Source organism: Pseudomonas serboccidentalis, assembly GCF_028830055.1.
Classification (GTDB): Bacteria; Pseudomonadota; Gammaproteobacteria; order Pseudomonadales; family Pseudomonadaceae; genus Aquipseudomonas; species Aquipseudomonas serboccidentalis.
Genome location: NZ_CP101655.1, coordinates 2,753,509 through 2,770,453, shown reverse-complemented (window position 1 = coordinate 2,770,453; position 16,945 = coordinate 2,753,509). Strand labels below are relative to the sequence as shown.

Here is a 16,945-nt window from a genome sequence, read left to right as displayed (position 1 = left end):
AGATGACAATTCAGGAAAAAAACTTCACGTCGGACAGCACCTTTGTACTGACCCCCGGCACTGATGTCAGTCTCCAGGACTTGATCAAGTATTCCCGTCCCGGGAAACAGGTGGTCGCCTCGCAAGCCACCCGGCAACGGGTTCAGGCATCGCGAGAGGCCCTGGAAAATCTCGTCGCACAGGGCGCGGTGATTTATGGCGTGAACACCGGAATGGGCGGATTCGTTGATCATCTGGTGCCGATCGAGAAAGCCCACGAGCTTCAATCGAATCTGATTCAGGGTGTCTCGACCAACGTTGCCGAGCGATTCCCGGACAGTGTGGCCCGGGCAACGATGTTTGCGCGAATCGTGTCCCTGTCCCGTGGCAACTCGGCGCTCTCGCTGGAGAATTTCGACCGCTACATTGCCATCTACAACTCGGGCCTGATTCCGGAAATTCCGAGCAAGGGGTCTCTGGGTACCAGTGGCGACCTGGGGCCGCTGGCCGCTGTCGCTCGGATGCTGACCGGCGACGGCTTCGCCTACCTTGACGGTGCCCGGGTTCCGGCGGCGCAAGCGCTCGAACAGCTGGGCCTAGCGCCGCTCCATTTGAGTTACAAGGAAGGGCTGGCGCTGATCAATGGCACGTCCTGCATGGTCGCGGTCGCGGCGATGAATGTGGTTGAGGCCCGCGAACTGCTTGAACAATACACCTCGATTTCCGCCTTCTCCTTTGAAGCGTTGCAAGCTCGGGTGCGTCCTTTCCACCCTGATGTTCACCAGTTGAAACCGCACCTGGGCCAGCAAAAAATTGCCGAGGCCATCTGGGCCGATCTTCAAGGTTCGGAACTGGCGATTGACGATCTTGAACTTTCTTCGCAACTGAGCGCCCTGCGCACCGACCAGGTGCGCCAGGAAGACATGCCCATCGAAGATGCCTATTCCATTCGCTGCACGCCGCAGATTCTCGGGCCGGTGCTGGAAACCATCGAGTTCGTGGAGCGTGTGGTCGGCAACGAACTGAACTCATCAAACGACAACCCGCTGATCACCCCTGAAAACGGCCAGGTCTTTCACAATGGGCACTTTCACGGGCAGTACATCGCCTCAGCCATGGATTACCTGACGATCTCGGTCATCACCCTGTGCAATCTTTCCGATCGGCGGATCGATCGCTTCCTGACCAAAGCCAACAGCAATGGCCTGCCGTCATTCCTGTGTGCGGAAAACGGAGGCCTGCGTTTCGGCCTCATGGGTGGGCAATTCATGTCGGCATCCCTGACGGCAGAAAACCGTTCGCTGGCCACCCCCGTCTCGATCCAGACCCTGACCACCACGGGCGACTTCCAGGACGTGGTTTCGTTCGGCCTTGTCGCCGCGCGTCGTGTGACCGAAGTGCTGCAGAACACCCGTTACGTCCTGGCGTTCGAGTTGATCTGTGCAGCCCAGGCGGCCGATATCCGCGGCAGCGCCAAACTCGGGCCAAAAGGCCGTGAGTGGCATGCGCGGGTGCGTGAACATATTCCGTATCTGGATCGGGATGTGGCATTGACCAGCTATCTGGAAGCGATCGTGGCCCAGGTACTGGGGGGACACAGCCGATGAACTCGCCAGCAAAGGGCAATCTGTTCGCAACGGCGGTCACTGAGAGTGTCCGGCTGCACGCCAATGAAAATCCGTTGGGTGCGTCCGGCCTGGCCCTGCATCTGTGCGCGTCGATGCCGACGCTGCTCAGCGAATACCCTGAAGTCACTTACAAGTCCCTGCGCTCGGCGATCGGCGAGCGTTGGCGCGTTGATCCCGAGCGTGTGGTGGTGGGGGCTGGCTCCGATGAGCTGATCGATATTGCGTTGCGCAGCCTGTTGAAGCCGGGCAGTTGCATCGTGACGCAGCAGCACGCCTTCAAGATGTACAAAATCCGCTCGGCATTGCTGGGGGCTGACTATAGCGAGATCGCCCCGAGCGCCAGCGGCGACTATGAGGCTGCACTGAAGCTTGCCCTGGAGAACAAACCGGACGTGGTGGTGCTGGTCAATCCGTCCAATCCACTGGGTGACTATCTGTTGCCATCGCAGTTGTTATCGCTGGTTGCGCTGATTCCGCCGAGTACGACCGTCATCGTCGATGAAGCCTACGCAGAGTTTGCGCCGGACCGGGAAAACACGGCGGGCATTCAGATCGTCAACACCCGGGAAAACTCGATATGTCTGCGTACCTTTTCCAAGGCCTACGGCATTGCCGGTTTACGCCTCGGCTGGGCTTATGCGAGCGCCGATCTGCTGCCGGCACTGCAAGCGCGGCGTGCGCCGTACAACGTCAGTTCGTTTTCCGCCCTGGCCGGCGAATACGTCCTGCAGGACTCCGATCATCTGGACAAGACCGCCGCGTATTGTCAGGCATGGGGGCAGGCAATCGTCAGCCTGTTCAAGGCCCATGGCATCGAAGCCAGGAGCCAGTACGTCAACTTTGTTTTCGTCGAATGCGGCAGCCAACAACGCTGCCAGGACTTGTATGAGTATCTGGAGAGTGAGGGCTTTCTGACGTCGCGGTTGACCGACTATGGCCTGGATACGTGCCTGCGGATCTCGTTCGGAAACCAGGCCCAGATGACCCGGTTGCGCGATGTACTGAAGCCAAAACTGCAAACCATGGAGCTCGCCTGAGGCCAGCCGGGCATGGCGGCCCTCGGCGATTGCACAGGGCTTGCAACGTAAAATCAGTGAGACCTTACCTGAGGTAAAAATGAGCCAGACGCTGCCCTTGTTTCACGCTGAACCGTACTTGAAGCAACTGGACTGCCAGGTCGATCGGCTTGAGCGCGACGACGCCGGCCTGCCTTTCGCACTCCTTGGCAAGACTGTGTTCTACCCCCAGGGCGGCGGGCAGCTGGGGGATCGGGGTGTGCTGAACATCCCGGTCGCCGGGGAGGGTGGGGCGCTGCGCACGCTGGAGATCGTCGCAACGAAAAAAAGGGATGACCAGATCAGGCATTACCTGAGCATTGACGACGAAGCCTTCACGCACCTGCAGACGCGGTTGATCGGCCAGCAGGCGACCGCCACGCTGGATTGGTCATTGCGATATCATCAGATGCGTGTTCATTCAGCGATGCATTTGATCCATTGCATGCTTGAGCAGACGCTCGGGCGAGCGATTGCGCATCCGGTCCGTTCGCCGTTGAGCGACGAGGGTGGGGAGAATCAATACGAGTTTGTCGGTGAGTTCGACGAAGACGATCTGAGGCGGGCGACAGACGCCTTGAATGAGTTTTGCTCTGCAAGTCATGACATTCGTACGGAAGCGGATATCAGCCAGGGACAGGGATTTCGTTGGTGGCAATGCGAAAACTGGTCAATCCCCTGTGGGGGCGTTCATGTGCGTAATACGCAAGAAATAGGTGTGGTGACTTCCAGTATGAAGATCAAGAAAAATACGACCAGAGTGGTTGTCACTCTGTCGGCAGAGGCTGAAGAGCTTGGATAGCAAACGAGCGTTTGGCGCATTCCTCATGCAGTTTCGAATCGACGCGGGGCATCTGAAGATTTCCACGTTTCTCGATGAGGTCAATATTCCCTTTTCGGCCAATTACTACCGTGATGTCGAAGCCGGAAGGAAATACCTGAGTATCGATGCCGCCGTCGAACTGCATGACCACTTGGGCATCGACGCGGCCAGCAAAGTCAGTTTTGATTATTTCTGGCATTACTTCAGAGACCTGTTGCCGGCTGACGTCCACGAGATGTTGTTCGGCAAAGGTGTTGAGGTCACCGATCTTTCTTCGCGGCTGGAGCTGCGCGAACACGATTCCAAAATCCTGCGTCGGGCCTTGAGCCTGAGCCGGTACGAGCGTGAGTTCATCGTCACCGAAGAGGTGATAGCGGCGTTCGAGGCGCAATTCGAGCTGCTGCCGTTGATGACGTATCTCTACATGGTCGACAGCGCCTCGGTGGCGGAGATTCAGTTGGTGTGTCAGCAGATCGGCCTTGCCTACGATCAAAGCACCGAGGCGTTCCTGAACCTGGTCTCCAAAGAGCGGGCCACACCTGATGCCCCGTTTGTGCGGCATGCGCCAACGCTGAGGATGCCAAGATCGGTGGATGCCTTGAAATTGAAGGATCAGTTCCTGCGCCATGAAGTTGATCGCTCACTGCTCAAACCGGAGAAGAGCGAGTACTTCGATGTTTCAGGTTCTTTCAAATACAGCTCGATGGTGACACTCAAAGACGCAGAAATAGAACAGATTCAGGACCGTCTTGTGGACCTGTTTTCGGTCATTGAAGTGCATAACAAATCAGGCCGCCAGTTGGAGGATTCAGGTGCCCAGCCTTACTTCTTCGGGTTGATCGTGTCTGGCCGTCCAGAGTACGACGGACGTGCGGCGCGAGCAGGCAAAAAAGCCGAGGAGTGAACCGGCCGAGGGCGGGTGTCGCCGCCCTCAATGATCTGCGACTACCCACCGTTCACAGGAGTGCGCGGACATGGCGCAGTGATCGGATCGATAAAAAGAAAACCGGCAGTAATCAGTCAGAACAGGGATGAGACGAATGAATGCGCTAGTCGTAGAGAAACTCCGTCAGTTGTTTGGCGAGCGTTTAAGGCTTGAACAAGGGATCCGGCAACAATTTTGCCAGGCACCTCCCGGTATTGAGCTGAGCCCACCCGATGCCGTGGTGACCGTGCGCAGCGAAGACGACATCGTCCAGGTCGTGAAGCTCTGTCGTGAGTACGGGGTTGCGGTGATCCCGTCGGGTGCGCGTTCATCCCTCGAAGGGCAAATCAATGCGCCACAGGGTGGCGTTTGTGTCGACTGCTCGGAAATGAACGCGATTGTCGAGGTGAACGTCACTGACATGACCGCCACGGTTCAACCGGGCGTCACCCGCGAACAACTCAACAGCCATTTGCGTGAGACCGGGCTGTTCTTTTCCGTCGACCCCGGCGCCAACGCATCCATGGGCGGGATGGCGGCAACGCGTGCCTCGGGGACCAACTCGGTGCGTTACGGGACAATGGCCGCCAATGTCAAAGCCGCTCGCTGGGTCATGGCGGACGGCTCAGTGGCGCAAATCGGCTCCCGGGCGCCCAAATCGGCCATGGGCCTGGACCTGCTGGCCATTGCGGTGGGGTCCGAGGGCACCCTGGGCATCTTCAGTGAACTGCAGGTCCGGCTGCATCCGGTGCCCGAGGCCATTGTCGCCGGGGTCTGTTCGTTCGACTCGGTGGACAACGCGGTACAGACGGTGGCCAGCGCCTTGGGCCAAGGTCTCTCGATTGCCCGGATCGAGCTGCTGGATGTCACGGCTGTGCGCGCCTGCAATGCCTATTCCCCTGCACTGGGCCTGGTAGAAACGCCGCATCTTTTTCTGGAGTTTCATGGCGACCGATCCACCGTTGCCAGCAGTGTTGAGCTGTTCAAGGACTGTGCGGGGGAATACGGCGGGCAGGTCAGGATTTCCGAACGTCTTGAAGAACGCACGACCTTGTGGAAAGCCCGACATGACGCCTGGTGGGCATTTCACGCGTTTTACAAGGGGCGCAAGGGGTTGGCCACCGATGTCTGTGTGCCGTTGTCTTGCCTGAGCGCCTGCATCAGCGCCACCGCAGCCGACATTGCCGCCTCCGGCCTCGACGCACCGCTTATCGGCCATGTCGGCGACGGTAACTTTCACCTGCTGATCATGCTCGATGAAGGTGAGGACGAAAGTGCGGAAATTCAGGCGTTCCTCAGTCGACTGTCGAGTCGCGCGTTGTCATTCGGCGGCACCGTCAGCGGCGAGCACGGGGTAGGTCAGGGAAAACTGAAGTGGATGTCGGCGCAACACGGCGCGGCGTTGCAGTTCATGGGGGCCATCAAATCGGCCCTGGACCCGGACAACCTCTTCAACCCCGGCAAGATGTATCAATCGTTACCTGTTGATGCTCGATAACCGTCGATTTTTCATTTTTAAGGATGGATGTGAACGATATGGATCATATTTTGATAGTGGGTATTAACAAGGTCTCCATCAAGTACGTGTGCGAGGCGATCCGCAGTGCGGACTTCGAACCGATACTGTCCGTTGACCCTTCCGGTTTTCACGGCGCGGCGAAAAAGGTGTTCGAAGGGGTCACCTGCATTCCTGCCTTTAGCGACAAGGTCGCGCTGTCCGCTTACCTGAAGTCCAATCCTGCGCTGGTTGGCATGATTCACAGCATCACGACATTCTTTGACGAGTTGTTCCCGGTTGTATCCGCGATTGCTGAAGAGTTCGGCTTCAACGCGCCGCCGGAGGTGTTTGCCCGACTGTCATCCAAGGAGTTCGTCGGCAGCTTGATTCCGGAGCATGTGCCGGCCGAGACCTGTGTGTCGCTGGCCGAGGGCGACTTTGTCATTCCCTGGCTGAAACCCGGACAACCAAACGATGTGGTGCTCAAACCCTCGGTCGGCTCTGGCGCGGTGGCAACCACCCTGCTCTCGATCGCACCGGACGCGGACCCTGACGCAGTGATCCGGTCGACCATTCTGGAAAGCGCAATCGATGACCCGCAAGACATTGCCTGGATTGTCCAGGCGCATTGCGTGGGCGACCTCGTCAGTCTGGAAGGTTTTGCTCAGGACGGGCGGGTGGTTTTCCTCGGCCTGTCCAGGCGCGATCGAGTGGGATTCACGGAAGTCGCCAATCAGTTCCCGGCTGATGCCCGGATTGCCTTGCCCGTGCGTTCGAAAATCGAGACGGCGGTTCGCGACCTGATTGCCCGCTCAGCGTTTGATAACGGTTTCTTTCATTGCGAGTTCATTGCGAACGACGCCACGGCTTATCTGATCGACGCCAACATGGGACGTCTGGGGGGCGCGAGCATCGTTGAACAGATTGCGCTGGCTTATGATCTGGCGCCAGCGACGGTCCTGCAGCACGTGGCGCTGCTGCCACTGGGCTTGCTGGACGCTCCGCTTCAATACAAACCTGTCGAGTCCTGCCGCCAGACCTTGAGCTATTGGTATTGCCTGGATCACGAAGCCATCGTGCGTGACTGGGAGTTGCCGCCAATGGCCTCCATTCATACGCCAATCGCCAACGTCGGCAGCGTGATCCAGCCCATCGGCACCTCCGACTACGCCTGGATCGGCATGCTCACCGGCTATGCCGATGTCGTAGCGCGCGAGATTGGTCTGGTACGTGTCCTGACGGATCGCGGCCCTAGAAGCCCGGTATTCAAATGATTTACTTCGTCCGGTTTCTTTCGTCCGCCGCCTGGAGCTGTTTCTATCCGTTCATGGCCATCTGGCTCAATGCGGCTGTCGGCCTCAGTACCAGTGCGGCCGGTGTCGTTGTCGGGTTTGCGATTGTTTCAAACCGCATCGGAGCCCTGGCCTTTCAAGGCATTCTGGACAAGGTCGAGCGTCGCCGGGAAATCGCCCTGGCGTTGTTCTGTGTGGCGGTGGCGGCGCTATTGATGCTGGTCACGGCTTCGATGGGCATTACCAATGTGTTCATCTGGGTGGCGCTGGTCGTGGTGTTCGGGGTCTCCAATTCGATCGCCACGATTTCGCAGATTTCCTACATCGTTCAGTACTTTCGCGAGGGTGAGCACGAGCGCGTGCTCTCCTACGAAAATGTTGCCGCGAACGCAGGGGCCGGGGTTGCACCATTCGTGGCATCGTTGATTCTTGCCGGCACCGGATACTGGTTTGTGGCCCTGCCACTGTTGTTGGGCGTGCTTGCCACCGCGTCCACCCGACTGATTCCGCAAGTGGCGCGTAGCGCCGGCGGGGAGTTCGCCGATCGTCCCTCCACATTGGGCGAATCCGAGGCATCGCCCAAAGTGGTGGCGTTCATGGCCATCAACTTTCTGACCATGATCGGCTATGCGCAGTTTTATTACGTGTTCCCGACCTATGCCACCGAGCGCTTCTCCAGTGAACTGGTGGGCGTGCTGTTCCTGGTCGCCAGCGGGATCATCATCTTCAGTCAGGTTTACGTCACATCGTTCGCGCAGCGTGTGTCACGGCTGTGGCGAGTCATCGTTTCCAACCTGTTGATCGGCGCGGGCTGCCTGCTGTTGATCATTTCGTCGCAGGCGCAGGCGATTCTGTTTGTCGTGGTGGTGTTCATCGTGATCGGCGAGATGATCTGCGGCCCGCTGTACCAGGCGCAGGCCGTGAAGATCTGGCGCGGGCGCAGTTCCGTCGCGATGGCCGTGCAGACCTGTGTCTGGGGCGCTGCCGAGGCAACCGCCGCGGTGCTCGGCCTGCTGGCGGTGGCGAACGAACTGAGCTTCATGTCGTTCCTGTTGGGCTTTGCCGCGTGCGTGATCGCCGCCGTGGGAGCCTGGGTATCGATTGCGCTCAAACGCCCGCTTATCGGCATCGACATCGAGCACCGCTCCGTCCAGGTTTCCTGAAGGGGCAGGGCTTCAGACAGCGGTCTTGGCGGTCAACTGTTCGCGGCAGTAATCGGCAAACAGTTGCGCCGGCTTGGTCAGTTGCCCGCGCTTGAGCCAGGCCGCTACCAGGCCGGAGCCGGTGACGTCTTCGACGATCTCCACGCACACCACTTTCTTGCCGTCGTAGGTGCATTCCGAGTGGGGCCGGGTTACCAGAATCGAGAAACCAAAACCCTGACCGACCATGCCCCGGACCATCTCGATCGACGGCGAGCTGAACTCGATGCGCGGGGTCAGCCCCAGCTCTTCGAACAGGCTGACGAAGTAGGTCCGACTCGGCTGCACGTCCAGCAGAATCATCGGCTCCAGGCACAGGTCGCGCAGCGACACCTGCTTGTACTGGGCGAATCGGTGGTCGGCCGGCAGCAGCGCGTACGGCCGTTGCGCCGGCATCAGGGGTTCGGTCTGGATGGTGGCGTCGAGTTCGTGTTCATAGAGAATCACCAGATCGAACGTGCCCGAGGTCAGGCCCTGCACCAGTTCCTGTTGTTCGCCGTCGCGGATGCGGATTTTCACCCCGGGGTACAGCGCGCAAAACCCGGCGATCAATTGCGGCAAATACAGCGGGGCGACGGTTTCGAAGCAGCCGATGTCGATCTGCCCGGCGACGATGTCGTTGTCGGCCAAGGCGTTCTGCTCGAACTCCCGGGCCATGCGCAACAGCTCCTGCGCCTTGCGGAAAAACCGTGCGCCACTGGGCGTCAGGGACACGCCCTGGGCGTGATGGCGGATCAGCAGTTGCACGGCGAAGCTGTCTTCCAGGCCCTTGATCGCCGTAGAGATCGCCGGTTGCGCGATGTACAGCTTGCGTGAGGCTTCGGCAACGCTGCCGCATTCGACGGTGGTGATGAAGTATTTGAGCTGACGCAAATTGTAGGCGGCCACGGCAAACCTCAGGACGAGCGGACTCGACTTCCAAGCAATTTGTGCGCCGCCGCGTCCGCTGCGCGACGTTGTTTTTATCCTTGAACCTTAGTCATTCGTGCAGGTTTCAGGGAAATCGATTGAGCAGTTTTTTCATTGCCTGCGAAGACATTTTTACTGGTTTTAGGCCGTCCGGGCCTGAGCGACCATCGGCTGCACAATAACGTCCAAGGAGCATCCGACGTGTTCGAGTTTGCAGAGTGGCAGCGCCAGGCCGTTGCCTTGAAGTTTCCCGATCAAGCCGTGATCAACGGTCAACACTGTGCGGCGCAATCGGGGCAGACCTTCGCCGCGATCAACCCCGCCACCGGCCAGTTACTGGCCAATGTCGCCGCGTGTGGTGCGGAGGATGTCGACGCGGCGGTGCGCAATGCGCGACAGGTGTTCGAGGCCGGCACCTGGGCGCAACGCCCGCCTGCCGAGCGCAAGCAGGTGCTGCTGCGTCTGGCCGATCTGCTGATGGAGCATCGCCAGGAGCTGGCGCTACTCGACTCGCTGAACATGGGCAAACCGGTGATGGACGCTTACAACATTGACGTGCCGGGCGCTGCCGGAGTGTTTCGCTGGTACGCCGAAAGCATCGACAAACTCTACGACCAGGTCGCCCCGGGTGCCGCCAATGTGCTGGCGACCATCACCCGCGAGGCGCTGGGCGTGGTGGCGGCGGTGGTGCCGTGGAATTTCCCGTTGGACATGGCCGCATGGAAACTTGCGCCGGCGCTGGCGGCGGGTAATTCGGTGATTCTCAAACCGGCCGAGCAATCACCGTTTTCGGCGTTGCGCCTGGCCGAGCTGGCGCTGCAGGCCGGCCTTCCGGCAGGTGTGCTCAACGTGTTGCCGGGGCTTGGCGAACAGACCGGCAAAGCCTTGGGCCTGCACCCGGATATCGATTGCCTGGTGTTCACCGGCTCGACGCAGGTCGGCAAATATTTCATGCAGTACTCGGCGCAATCCAACCTCAAACAGGTGTGGCTGGAGTGTGGTGGCAAGAGTGCCAATCTGGTGTTCGCTGACTGTCGCGATCTGGATCTGGCGGCGGAAAAAGCTGCGTTCGGGATCTTCTTCAATCAGGGCGAAGTGTGTTCGGCCAACTCGCGGTTGCTGGTAGAGCGTTCGATTCACGACGAGTTTGTCGAACGCCTGAAAGCCCAGGCCGAGCGCTGGCTGCCGGGTGATCCGCTCGACCCGCAAAGCCGCGCCGGGGCCATCGTCGATCACCGGCAGACGGCGAGCATCATGCGCGCCATCCGCAGCGCCGAGCAGGCGGGTGCGACCCGCGTGTGCGGCGGTCAGCAGCGGCGTTTCAATGGCTCGGACAACTTCATCGAACCGACGATTTTCACCGCTGTCAGCGCCGACATGCCGTTGTTTCGCGAAGAGGTGTTTGGACCGGTGTTGGCGGTGGTGCCGTTCGACAATGAGGACGAAGCGATCCGTCTGGCCAATGACAGTGTCTACGGACTGGCGGCGTCGCTGTGGACCGATGATCTGCATCGTGCGCACCGCGTGGCCCGACGACTGCGGGCGGGGACGGTGTCGGTCAATACCGTCGATGCACTGGACGTGACCGTGCCGTTCGGCGGCGGCAAGCAATCGGGCTTTGGCCGCGACCTGTCGCTGCACTCGTTCGACAAATACACCCAGCTGAAAACCACCTGGTTTCAGTTGCGCTGATACCGCGTCGCCCCCTTCGCGAGCAAGCTCACTCCTACAATTGACCGCGTTCCCCTGTAGGAGTGAGCCTGCTCGCGATGGCTTACGTTCAATCAGCGAAAATTTCCGCTTTGCACCCACCCCGTGCATCCCCGCCAGCCCCGCCCTTTGGCAGTGCGCACTACCCAGTTTTTTCATCATTTGCTGCCAACAATTTCCTGATTTTCCTCGGCCCGCACATGGGCCACCATCGATCTCGCCAGCCCGGTGTTTCACGCCAGAGTCCAGCAGAGACCGCATCGTGAATTCACATCATTGGTGCCGGCCGTACTGCCCATGACAAAACTAAATCAACAGCGTCGGGAGTGCTCCATGATCAAGTCCTTGTGTATTCGTCTCACCCATCCTCTGGCGATCACCGCCCTGGCGGCGACGGTCGCGACCAGCACCCAGGCCGGCACCCTGTCCATCGGCCATACCACCTGGGTCGGCTACGGCACCCTCTATCTGGCTCAGGACCTGGGCTACTTCAAGGAAAACGGCCTGACCGTCGAATTGCCGGTGGTCGAAGAGGCTTCGATGTACATGGCCGCGCAGGCCTCCGGTCAACTGTCCGGCTCGGCGTCGACCATCGACGAGGTGCTCAAGTACCGTCCGCAGTTCTGCTTCAAGGCGGTCGCGGCGCTGGATGACAGCCATGGCGGCGACGGGGTGCTGGTCGGCAAGGACGTCAAATCCCTGCAGGAACTCAAGGGCCAGGCCGTGGCGGTCAACGAAGGCTCGACGTCGCAGTTCTGGCTCTCGTACCTGCTGAAAAAGAACGGCATGACAATGAGCGACATCACCGTGCAGAACATGACCGCCGATGATGCCGCCACCGCGTTCATCGCCGGGCGTGTGCCGGCTGCCGTGACCTGGGAACCGCACCTGTCGATGGTGCGTGACAAGCAGCAGGGCAAGGTGCTGATCGACAGCAGCAGTACGCCGGGCGTGATCGTTGATGTGGTGGCGCTCAACTGCAGCGTCATCGAGAAACAGCCGGAAGACGTCAAGGCGCTGGTCGCCGGTTTGTACAAAGCGGTCAAGTACACCCAGGAGCACCCGGACGAGGCCTACGCGATCATGGCCAAAGGCGTCGGCGGCTATCTCTCCGACCCGAAGGAACTGGCCGCTGCCGCCAAAGGCGTGCGCTTCTACGATCAGGCGATGAGCGAAAAACTTCTCGGCTCGCCGGGCAAGCCGGGTGACAGCGCCGCGCTGATCAAACTCGCCAACCAAACCGCCAGCGAACTGCAAGGCAAGCCCTACAACGTCAGCCATGACGATCTGGTCGACAACCGTTTCGTCAGCCCGCTCTAGGAGGTCTGCATGTTCAAGCGCAAATCATGGCTGAGCCGCTGCCTGACGCCCAAGACCGGGTTGCCGGTGCCCGTGGTGTGGAGCGCCAGCGGCCTGGCCTGGGTGTTGTTGGTCGGCCTGTGGGCCGGGTTGTCCTATGGCGGCATCGTGCCGGGGATGTTCTTGCCGACCCCCGGCGCGGTGCTCGAGGCCGCCGTGCGCCTGAGCCGCGACGGCACCCTCGGCACCCACGTCTGGGCCAGTGTCGAAGTGGTGATGGTCGGGTTCATTGTCTCGTCGTTGGTGGCGGTGCCGCTGGGTTTGCTGATGGGCAGCTTCCGCATCGTCCAGGCGTTCCTCGAACCGTTGGTCAACTTCATTCGCTACCTGCCGGTGACCTCGTTCGTGCCGCTGTTCATTTTGTGGATCGGCATCGGTCTGGAGCAGCGCGTGTCAGTGATCATCTTCGGCGTGTTCTTCCAGCAACTGGTGATGATCGCTGACGTGTCCAAGGGCGTCTCCAAGGATCTGATCAATGCTTCTTACACGCTGGGCTCCAACCGCCGCGACGCGGTGCTGCATGTGATCGCTCCGGCCTCTGTGCCCGGTGTGCTCGACACCTTGCGCGTGACCATGGGCTGGGCCTGGACGTATCTGGTGGTGGCCGAGCTGGTCGCGGCCTCCAGTGGCCTCGGTTACCTGAGCCTCAAAGCCATGCGCGGCTTTCAGGTCGACGTGATTTTCCTCGCCATCGCGATCATCGGCCTGCTGGGTCTGGTCACCGATCAACTGTTCCGTTTTCTCCGCTTGAGGGTTGCCGCATGGGCTCAGTAACCGCCGCCAATCATCGTTTTATCGAACCCGTTGCGACCCCGGCGCAAGCGGCGCCGCGCTTGCAGGTGGACAAGGTCAGCCTGCGTTACAAGAAACCCGACGGTGGCACGTTTACTGCGCTGGAAGAGGTGTCGTTTGAGGTGCCGGATCAGCAGTTCGCGGTGCTCGTCGGGCCCTCGGGTTGCGGCAAGTCGAGTCTGTTGTACCTGACCGCTGGCCTCGCCGAACCGACCTCCGGCGAGATCTACGTCGGCGGTCAGCAAGTGCAAGGACCGGGCGCTGACCGCGGGATGGTGTTTCAGAGTTACACGCTGTTTCCGTGGCTGACAGTGCGGCAGAACGTCGAGTTCGGTCTCAAGCGACGCGGCATGCCGGCGGCGCGGCGCAAGGAAATCGTCGACTACTACGTCAACGAAGTGGGCCTCGGCGGATTCGCCGACAGCTACGCCAAGCAGCTCTCGGGCGGGATGATGCAGCGCGTGGCGATTGCCCGGGCGCTGGCCAACGATCCACAGATCCTGCTGATGGACGAACCGTTTGGTGCGCTCGACAGCCAGACCCGTTTGCAGATGCAGCAGTTGTTGCTGCGGGTCTGGGGCAACAGCAAGAAGACTGTGCTGTTCGTGACCCACGATATCGACGAAGCGATTCTGCTCGGCGACCGGGTCTACGTGATGGGCGCCAAACCGGGGCGGATCAAACAGATTCTCGACGTGCCGATCGAACGCCCGCGCTCACTGGACATGGTCATGGAGCGCTCGTTCATCGACATGAAACGGGAGATCTTCGGGTTGCTGCATGATGATCTGGAGGAAGTGCACTGACCTGTAAGTCTGCACAAAACCCTGTGGGTATTGTATTTGTGGGCTACGGAGTGGCGGGCAGCAGGAAGCGCGCAATCACCGGCAAGTGATCGGAAATGCGCAACGTATCGTCCTGCCGCACCATCGCTTGGACCCGTTTGATTTTCGGGCTGTAGAACAGATAGTCGACGGTGCGATCCGGGCCATTCAGGCCGGGGTCGTTGGGGTAGTGGGTCAACCAGTGGGCGCGGTCGATGCCGCTGGCTTCGTTGTTGGTCGGGATCATCGGGTACTTGTCCCACAATAGATGCAGCGCGCTGTCGATCGAGTAGGGCGTGCGCTGTTCGGCCGGCAGACGCTGATACTGGCCCAGCGGCAACAGGTTGAAGTCGCCGCCGATCAGCCACGGCAGGCCCTGGCTCTCATACTTGTCGAGCACCTTGGCCACCGCCGTCACTTGCGCCTGCAAGGTGTCGTCGGGTTGGCGGGCGCGATCCAGATGCGTGTTGAACACCGTCAGTTGCCCGCCGTCGCTCAGCGGTAGCTTAGTGGCGAGCAGGGCATCCCTGGGTTCGAACTGGCGGCTGATGATGTTCGCCGGGGGCACCGGCAATTGCAGGCGTTCAGCGTGTTCGATGCGATAGCGGCTGAGGGTCGCCAATTGGCGGCCAACGCTGCCGAAGATGTGTGGATCAGGGACGAAATCGGCCTTCCAGTCGAAGGCATAAGCGCTGCACGGGTAGAGGTCGGTGACCCGTTCCTGCAGCAGCTTGAGCTGATTCTGGTAATCACTGGCCTTGGCGCCGTCATCCAGTTCCTGCAGCAGCACGACGTCGGGCTGCTCGTCGCGAATCACCCGCGCCACTTCGTCGAGGCTGAAGGCCATGTCTTCCGGGGTTGGCGCCTCGTCAGGGCCCTGGGCCTGGTCGTTCCAGAACACGTAACGCTTGCCCGCCAGGTACTGCACGTTCCAGGTCATGACTTTCAGGGCTTGCCCGGGCACCAGGGTCGGCGGCGTACCGGTGCAGGTGACCGGCAGGGTTTCGCGGGCGGCGGGGCGCCAGGTCAGGCTGTAGATCAGCCCGCCGATCAGGGCGATGGCGAGCACGATCAGCAACAGGGTGTAGCGCAGCAGACGGGGCATGGCTCGGCTTATCGCATTACAAAAGTGACCCCGAGCATACCCGACCGTAGACGCTTGGCCCAAGGGCCTTGAAGTCAGACCGCTCCGTTACGTTTGTCAGGCAATTCGCTGATCAGCATGAACAGGCGGAACAGCACCACGCTGGTGAACAGCTGCAGGAAGCTGTGTGCACTGTCGATCAGTACCGCGATCAGCGGATTCTGCGGGTCGGGGTACACCGCCAGGGTCGCGCCCTTGAGCAGCCACAGCGGCCCCATCACGCACAGAATGCACAGCAGGATGCGCCAGAAATGCCCACGGGTCAGGCGCAGGCTTTCCTTCATCGCCTGCAACGGCCCCATGCCGCGCAGCACCAGCAGGTATTCCGCGAACGCCAGCATCACCATCAACATCAGGCCGGGCAGGAAATACAGCGACAGCCCGAGCAGAATCAACAGGGTATTGAGCGCCGTGAGCAGGGCGAAGCGCGGCCACAGCCGGGCAGACATCGCCAGCAGATCGAGGTTGCGCGGGGCTTCGCCACGGGTGCGGGCGTCGAGGAACAGGATCAGCGCGGCGGTGTACAGCGGGTACACCAGCAGGCCGACCACCACGCTGGCGGCGGAGAAGCTGTCCGGTTCGGTGACATGATCCACCACTTGCTGCAGCGCCGCTTCGAAGATCACCAGTGGCAGGCACAACTGCACGATGCTGGCCAGGTGGCGTTTGAAAAAATACAGAGAGTCGCGCAGTACATCGAAGGCATTCATCAGTCGGTATCGCAGGTCGAAAACAGTGGCTCACTTTAACCGATGATGCGCGGGCCGACACAAACGTAAACATTCGGTAAAGGTCGTTGAAACATCCTGTCACTGCCTCCATTACGGAGGTGCACCCTGTCCGCAGTGGACACGGGCAACGTTATCCCCGGCAATCTACGAGGTCGCCATGAACAGCGAAGAGCAAACCCTGATCGATGGACTGTTTTCCCGGCTGCAACAGGCCGAAACGGAGGCAGCCCCGCGCGACGCCCAGGCTGAGGCGCGGATCAAGGAACACCTGACCCGCCAGCCGGCGGCAGGTTATTTCATGACCCAGGCGATTCTGGTGCAAGAGGCGGCCATCAAGCGCCTCGACGAGCAGAACAAGCAACTGACCCAGCAAGTCCAGCAGTTGCAGGCCGAACTGCAAGCGGCCAAGGCTCAGAGCGCGGCCCCGGCGCCAAGCGGTGGCGGCGGGTTCCTGTCCAGCATCTTTGGCGGCAGTTCGCGTCCGGCGCCGACACAAAGCGCTCCGGCCTCCACCGGCGGCTGGCGTGAACCGGCACCGCAGCAGAACTACGCTGCACCGCCGCCACAACAGAACTATGCCGCGCCACCGCCCAACTACGCACAACAAGCTGCCCCGGCAGCGGGCAGCAGCTTCCTCGGCGGCGCCCTGAAAACCGCCGCCGGCGTGGCCGGTGGTGTGATGCTGGCACAAGGCATCAGCAGCCTGTTCCATCACAACCAGCAGCCTGAAGAAATCGTTGAAGTGATCAAGGAAGAGCCGGCGCAAGTGGCTGACCAGAGCAACAACGACTGGGGCAACGATCAGCGCATGGCTGGCAATGACAGCTTCGGCAATGATCAGAGCGGGTTCACCGATACTGACTACAGCGACGACAACTCGTCGTTCTTCGATGACGACGATTCCTTCGTCTGACTAACGGTCAGACACCCGCCAATAGCAAAAACCTGTGGTGAGGGGGCTTGCCCCCGCTGGGTGCGCAGTGACCCCATCCTTAAAAGAAGGGCCTGCTGCGCAGTCCAACCGGGCGGGTGGCGTTCCGACAAGCTCCCTCGCCACAGTGCCTTTTACTGGCA

Annotated in this window: 15 protein-coding genes; 12 read left to right on the top strand and 3 right to left on the bottom strand. The window is 60.5% G+C overall.

Annotated elements, in window-relative coordinates:
- Positions 1 to 2: 2 nt before the first annotated feature.
- From NN484_RS12615 to NN484_RS12585, 7 genes are all read left to right on the top strand, one after another.
- Positions 3 to 1,586, top strand: coding sequence for a phenylalanine aminomutase (D-beta-phenylalanine forming) (locus NN484_RS12615; RefSeq protein WP_274659213.1), 1,584 nt, complete (start codon positions 3 to 5; stop codon positions 1,584 to 1,586).
- Entirely contained in the window at positions 1,583 to 2,644 is a 1,062-nt protein-coding gene (locus tag NN484_RS12610; RefSeq protein WP_274659212.1) for a pyridoxal phosphate-dependent aminotransferase, read from the top strand. Before NN484_RS12615 ends, NN484_RS12610 begins: the two co-directional genes overlap by 4 nt.
- A gap of 79 nt (positions 2,645 to 2,723) precedes the next feature.
- Complete coding sequence (locus tag NN484_RS12605; protein WP_215502197.1) at positions 2,724 to 3,464, top strand: alanyl-tRNA editing protein; 741 nt, start codon at positions 2,724 to 2,726, stop codon at positions 3,462 to 3,464.
- 25 nt (positions 3,465 to 3,489) lie between these two features.
- The gene (locus NN484_RS12600) at positions 3,490 to 4,389 is read left to right on the top strand and encodes a hypothetical protein (protein ID WP_252191699.1); all 900 of its coding nucleotides are present in this window, start codon (positions 3,490 to 3,492) and stop codon (positions 4,387 to 4,389) included.
- A gap of 136 nt (positions 4,390 to 4,525) precedes the next feature.
- Positions 4,526 to 5,908 carry an FAD-binding oxidoreductase gene (locus NN484_RS12595; RefSeq protein ID WP_274659211.1) on the top strand — a complete coding sequence of 461 codons (1,383 nt, stop codon included), beginning with the start codon at positions 4,526 to 4,528 and terminating at the stop codon, positions 5,906 to 5,908.
- Between the two features lie 38 nt (positions 5,909 to 5,946).
- A complete protein-coding gene (locus tag NN484_RS12590) occupies positions 5,947 to 7,182 on the top strand; it encodes an ATP-grasp domain-containing protein (protein WP_274659210.1) in 1,236 nt (411 codons plus the stop codon).
- Entirely contained in the window at positions 7,179 to 8,363 is a 1,185-nt protein-coding gene (locus NN484_RS12585) for an MFS transporter (RefSeq protein ID WP_127652421.1), read from the top strand. The genes NN484_RS12590 and NN484_RS12585 overlap by 4 nt, the downstream gene beginning before the upstream one ends.
- Before the next feature lie 12 nt (positions 8,364 to 8,375).
- Here NN484_RS12585 and NN484_RS12580 read toward each other — a convergent pair whose 3' ends face one another.
- Positions 8,376 to 9,290, bottom strand: a complete 915-nt coding sequence (locus NN484_RS12580; RefSeq protein ID WP_127652422.1) for a LysR family transcriptional regulator — start codon at positions 9,288 to 9,290, stop codon at positions 8,376 to 8,378.
- A gap of 222 nt (positions 9,291 to 9,512) precedes the next feature.
- Between NN484_RS12580 and NN484_RS12575 the strand changes: the two genes are divergently transcribed.
- The 4 genes from NN484_RS12575 to NN484_RS12560 all read left to right on the top strand — a co-directional run bounded on the left by NN484_RS12575 (position 9,513) and on the right by NN484_RS12560 (position 13,978).
- Positions 9,513 to 11,003 carry an aldehyde dehydrogenase gene (locus tag NN484_RS12575; RefSeq protein WP_274659209.1) on the top strand — a complete coding sequence of 497 codons (1,491 nt, stop codon included), beginning with the start codon at positions 9,513 to 9,515 and terminating at the stop codon, positions 11,001 to 11,003.
- Positions 11,004 to 11,354: 351 nt separating this feature from the next.
- A complete protein-coding gene (locus tag NN484_RS12570; protein WP_274659208.1) occupies positions 11,355 to 12,341 on the top strand; it encodes an ABC transporter substrate-binding protein in 987 nt (328 codons plus the stop codon).
- A 9-nt stretch (positions 12,342 to 12,350) separates the two neighbouring features.
- Complete coding sequence (locus NN484_RS12565; RefSeq protein ID WP_274659207.1) at positions 12,351 to 13,154, top strand: ABC transporter permease; 804 nt, start codon at positions 12,351 to 12,353, stop codon at positions 13,152 to 13,154.
- On the top strand, positions 13,142 to 13,978 hold the full coding sequence (locus NN484_RS12560) for an ABC transporter ATP-binding protein (RefSeq protein ID WP_127652425.1): 837 nt from the start codon (positions 13,142 to 13,144) through the stop codon (positions 13,976 to 13,978). Before NN484_RS12565 ends, NN484_RS12560 begins: the two co-directional genes overlap by 13 nt.
- A 43-nt stretch (positions 13,979 to 14,021) precedes the next feature.
- Here NN484_RS12560 and NN484_RS12555 read toward each other — a convergent pair whose 3' ends face one another.
- Together NN484_RS12555 and NN484_RS12550 are read right to left on the bottom strand one after the other, a co-directional pair.
- Positions 14,022 to 15,101, bottom strand: coding sequence for an endonuclease/exonuclease/phosphatase family protein (locus NN484_RS12555; protein ID WP_274659206.1), 1,080 nt, complete (start codon positions 15,099 to 15,101; stop codon positions 14,022 to 14,024).
- A gap of 74 nt (positions 15,102 to 15,175) precedes the next feature.
- A complete protein-coding gene (locus NN484_RS12550; RefSeq protein WP_274659205.1) occupies positions 15,176 to 15,850 on the bottom strand; it encodes a YciC family protein in 675 nt (224 codons plus the stop codon).
- A 178-nt stretch (positions 15,851 to 16,028) separates the two neighbouring features.
- On the opposite strand from NN484_RS12550, the gene NN484_RS12545 reads away from it, so the two are divergent.
- Positions 16,029 to 16,784, top strand: coding sequence for a DUF2076 domain-containing protein (locus NN484_RS12545; protein WP_215502189.1), 756 nt, complete (start codon positions 16,029 to 16,031; stop codon positions 16,782 to 16,784).
- Positions 16,785 to 16,945: the final 161 nt, after the last annotated feature.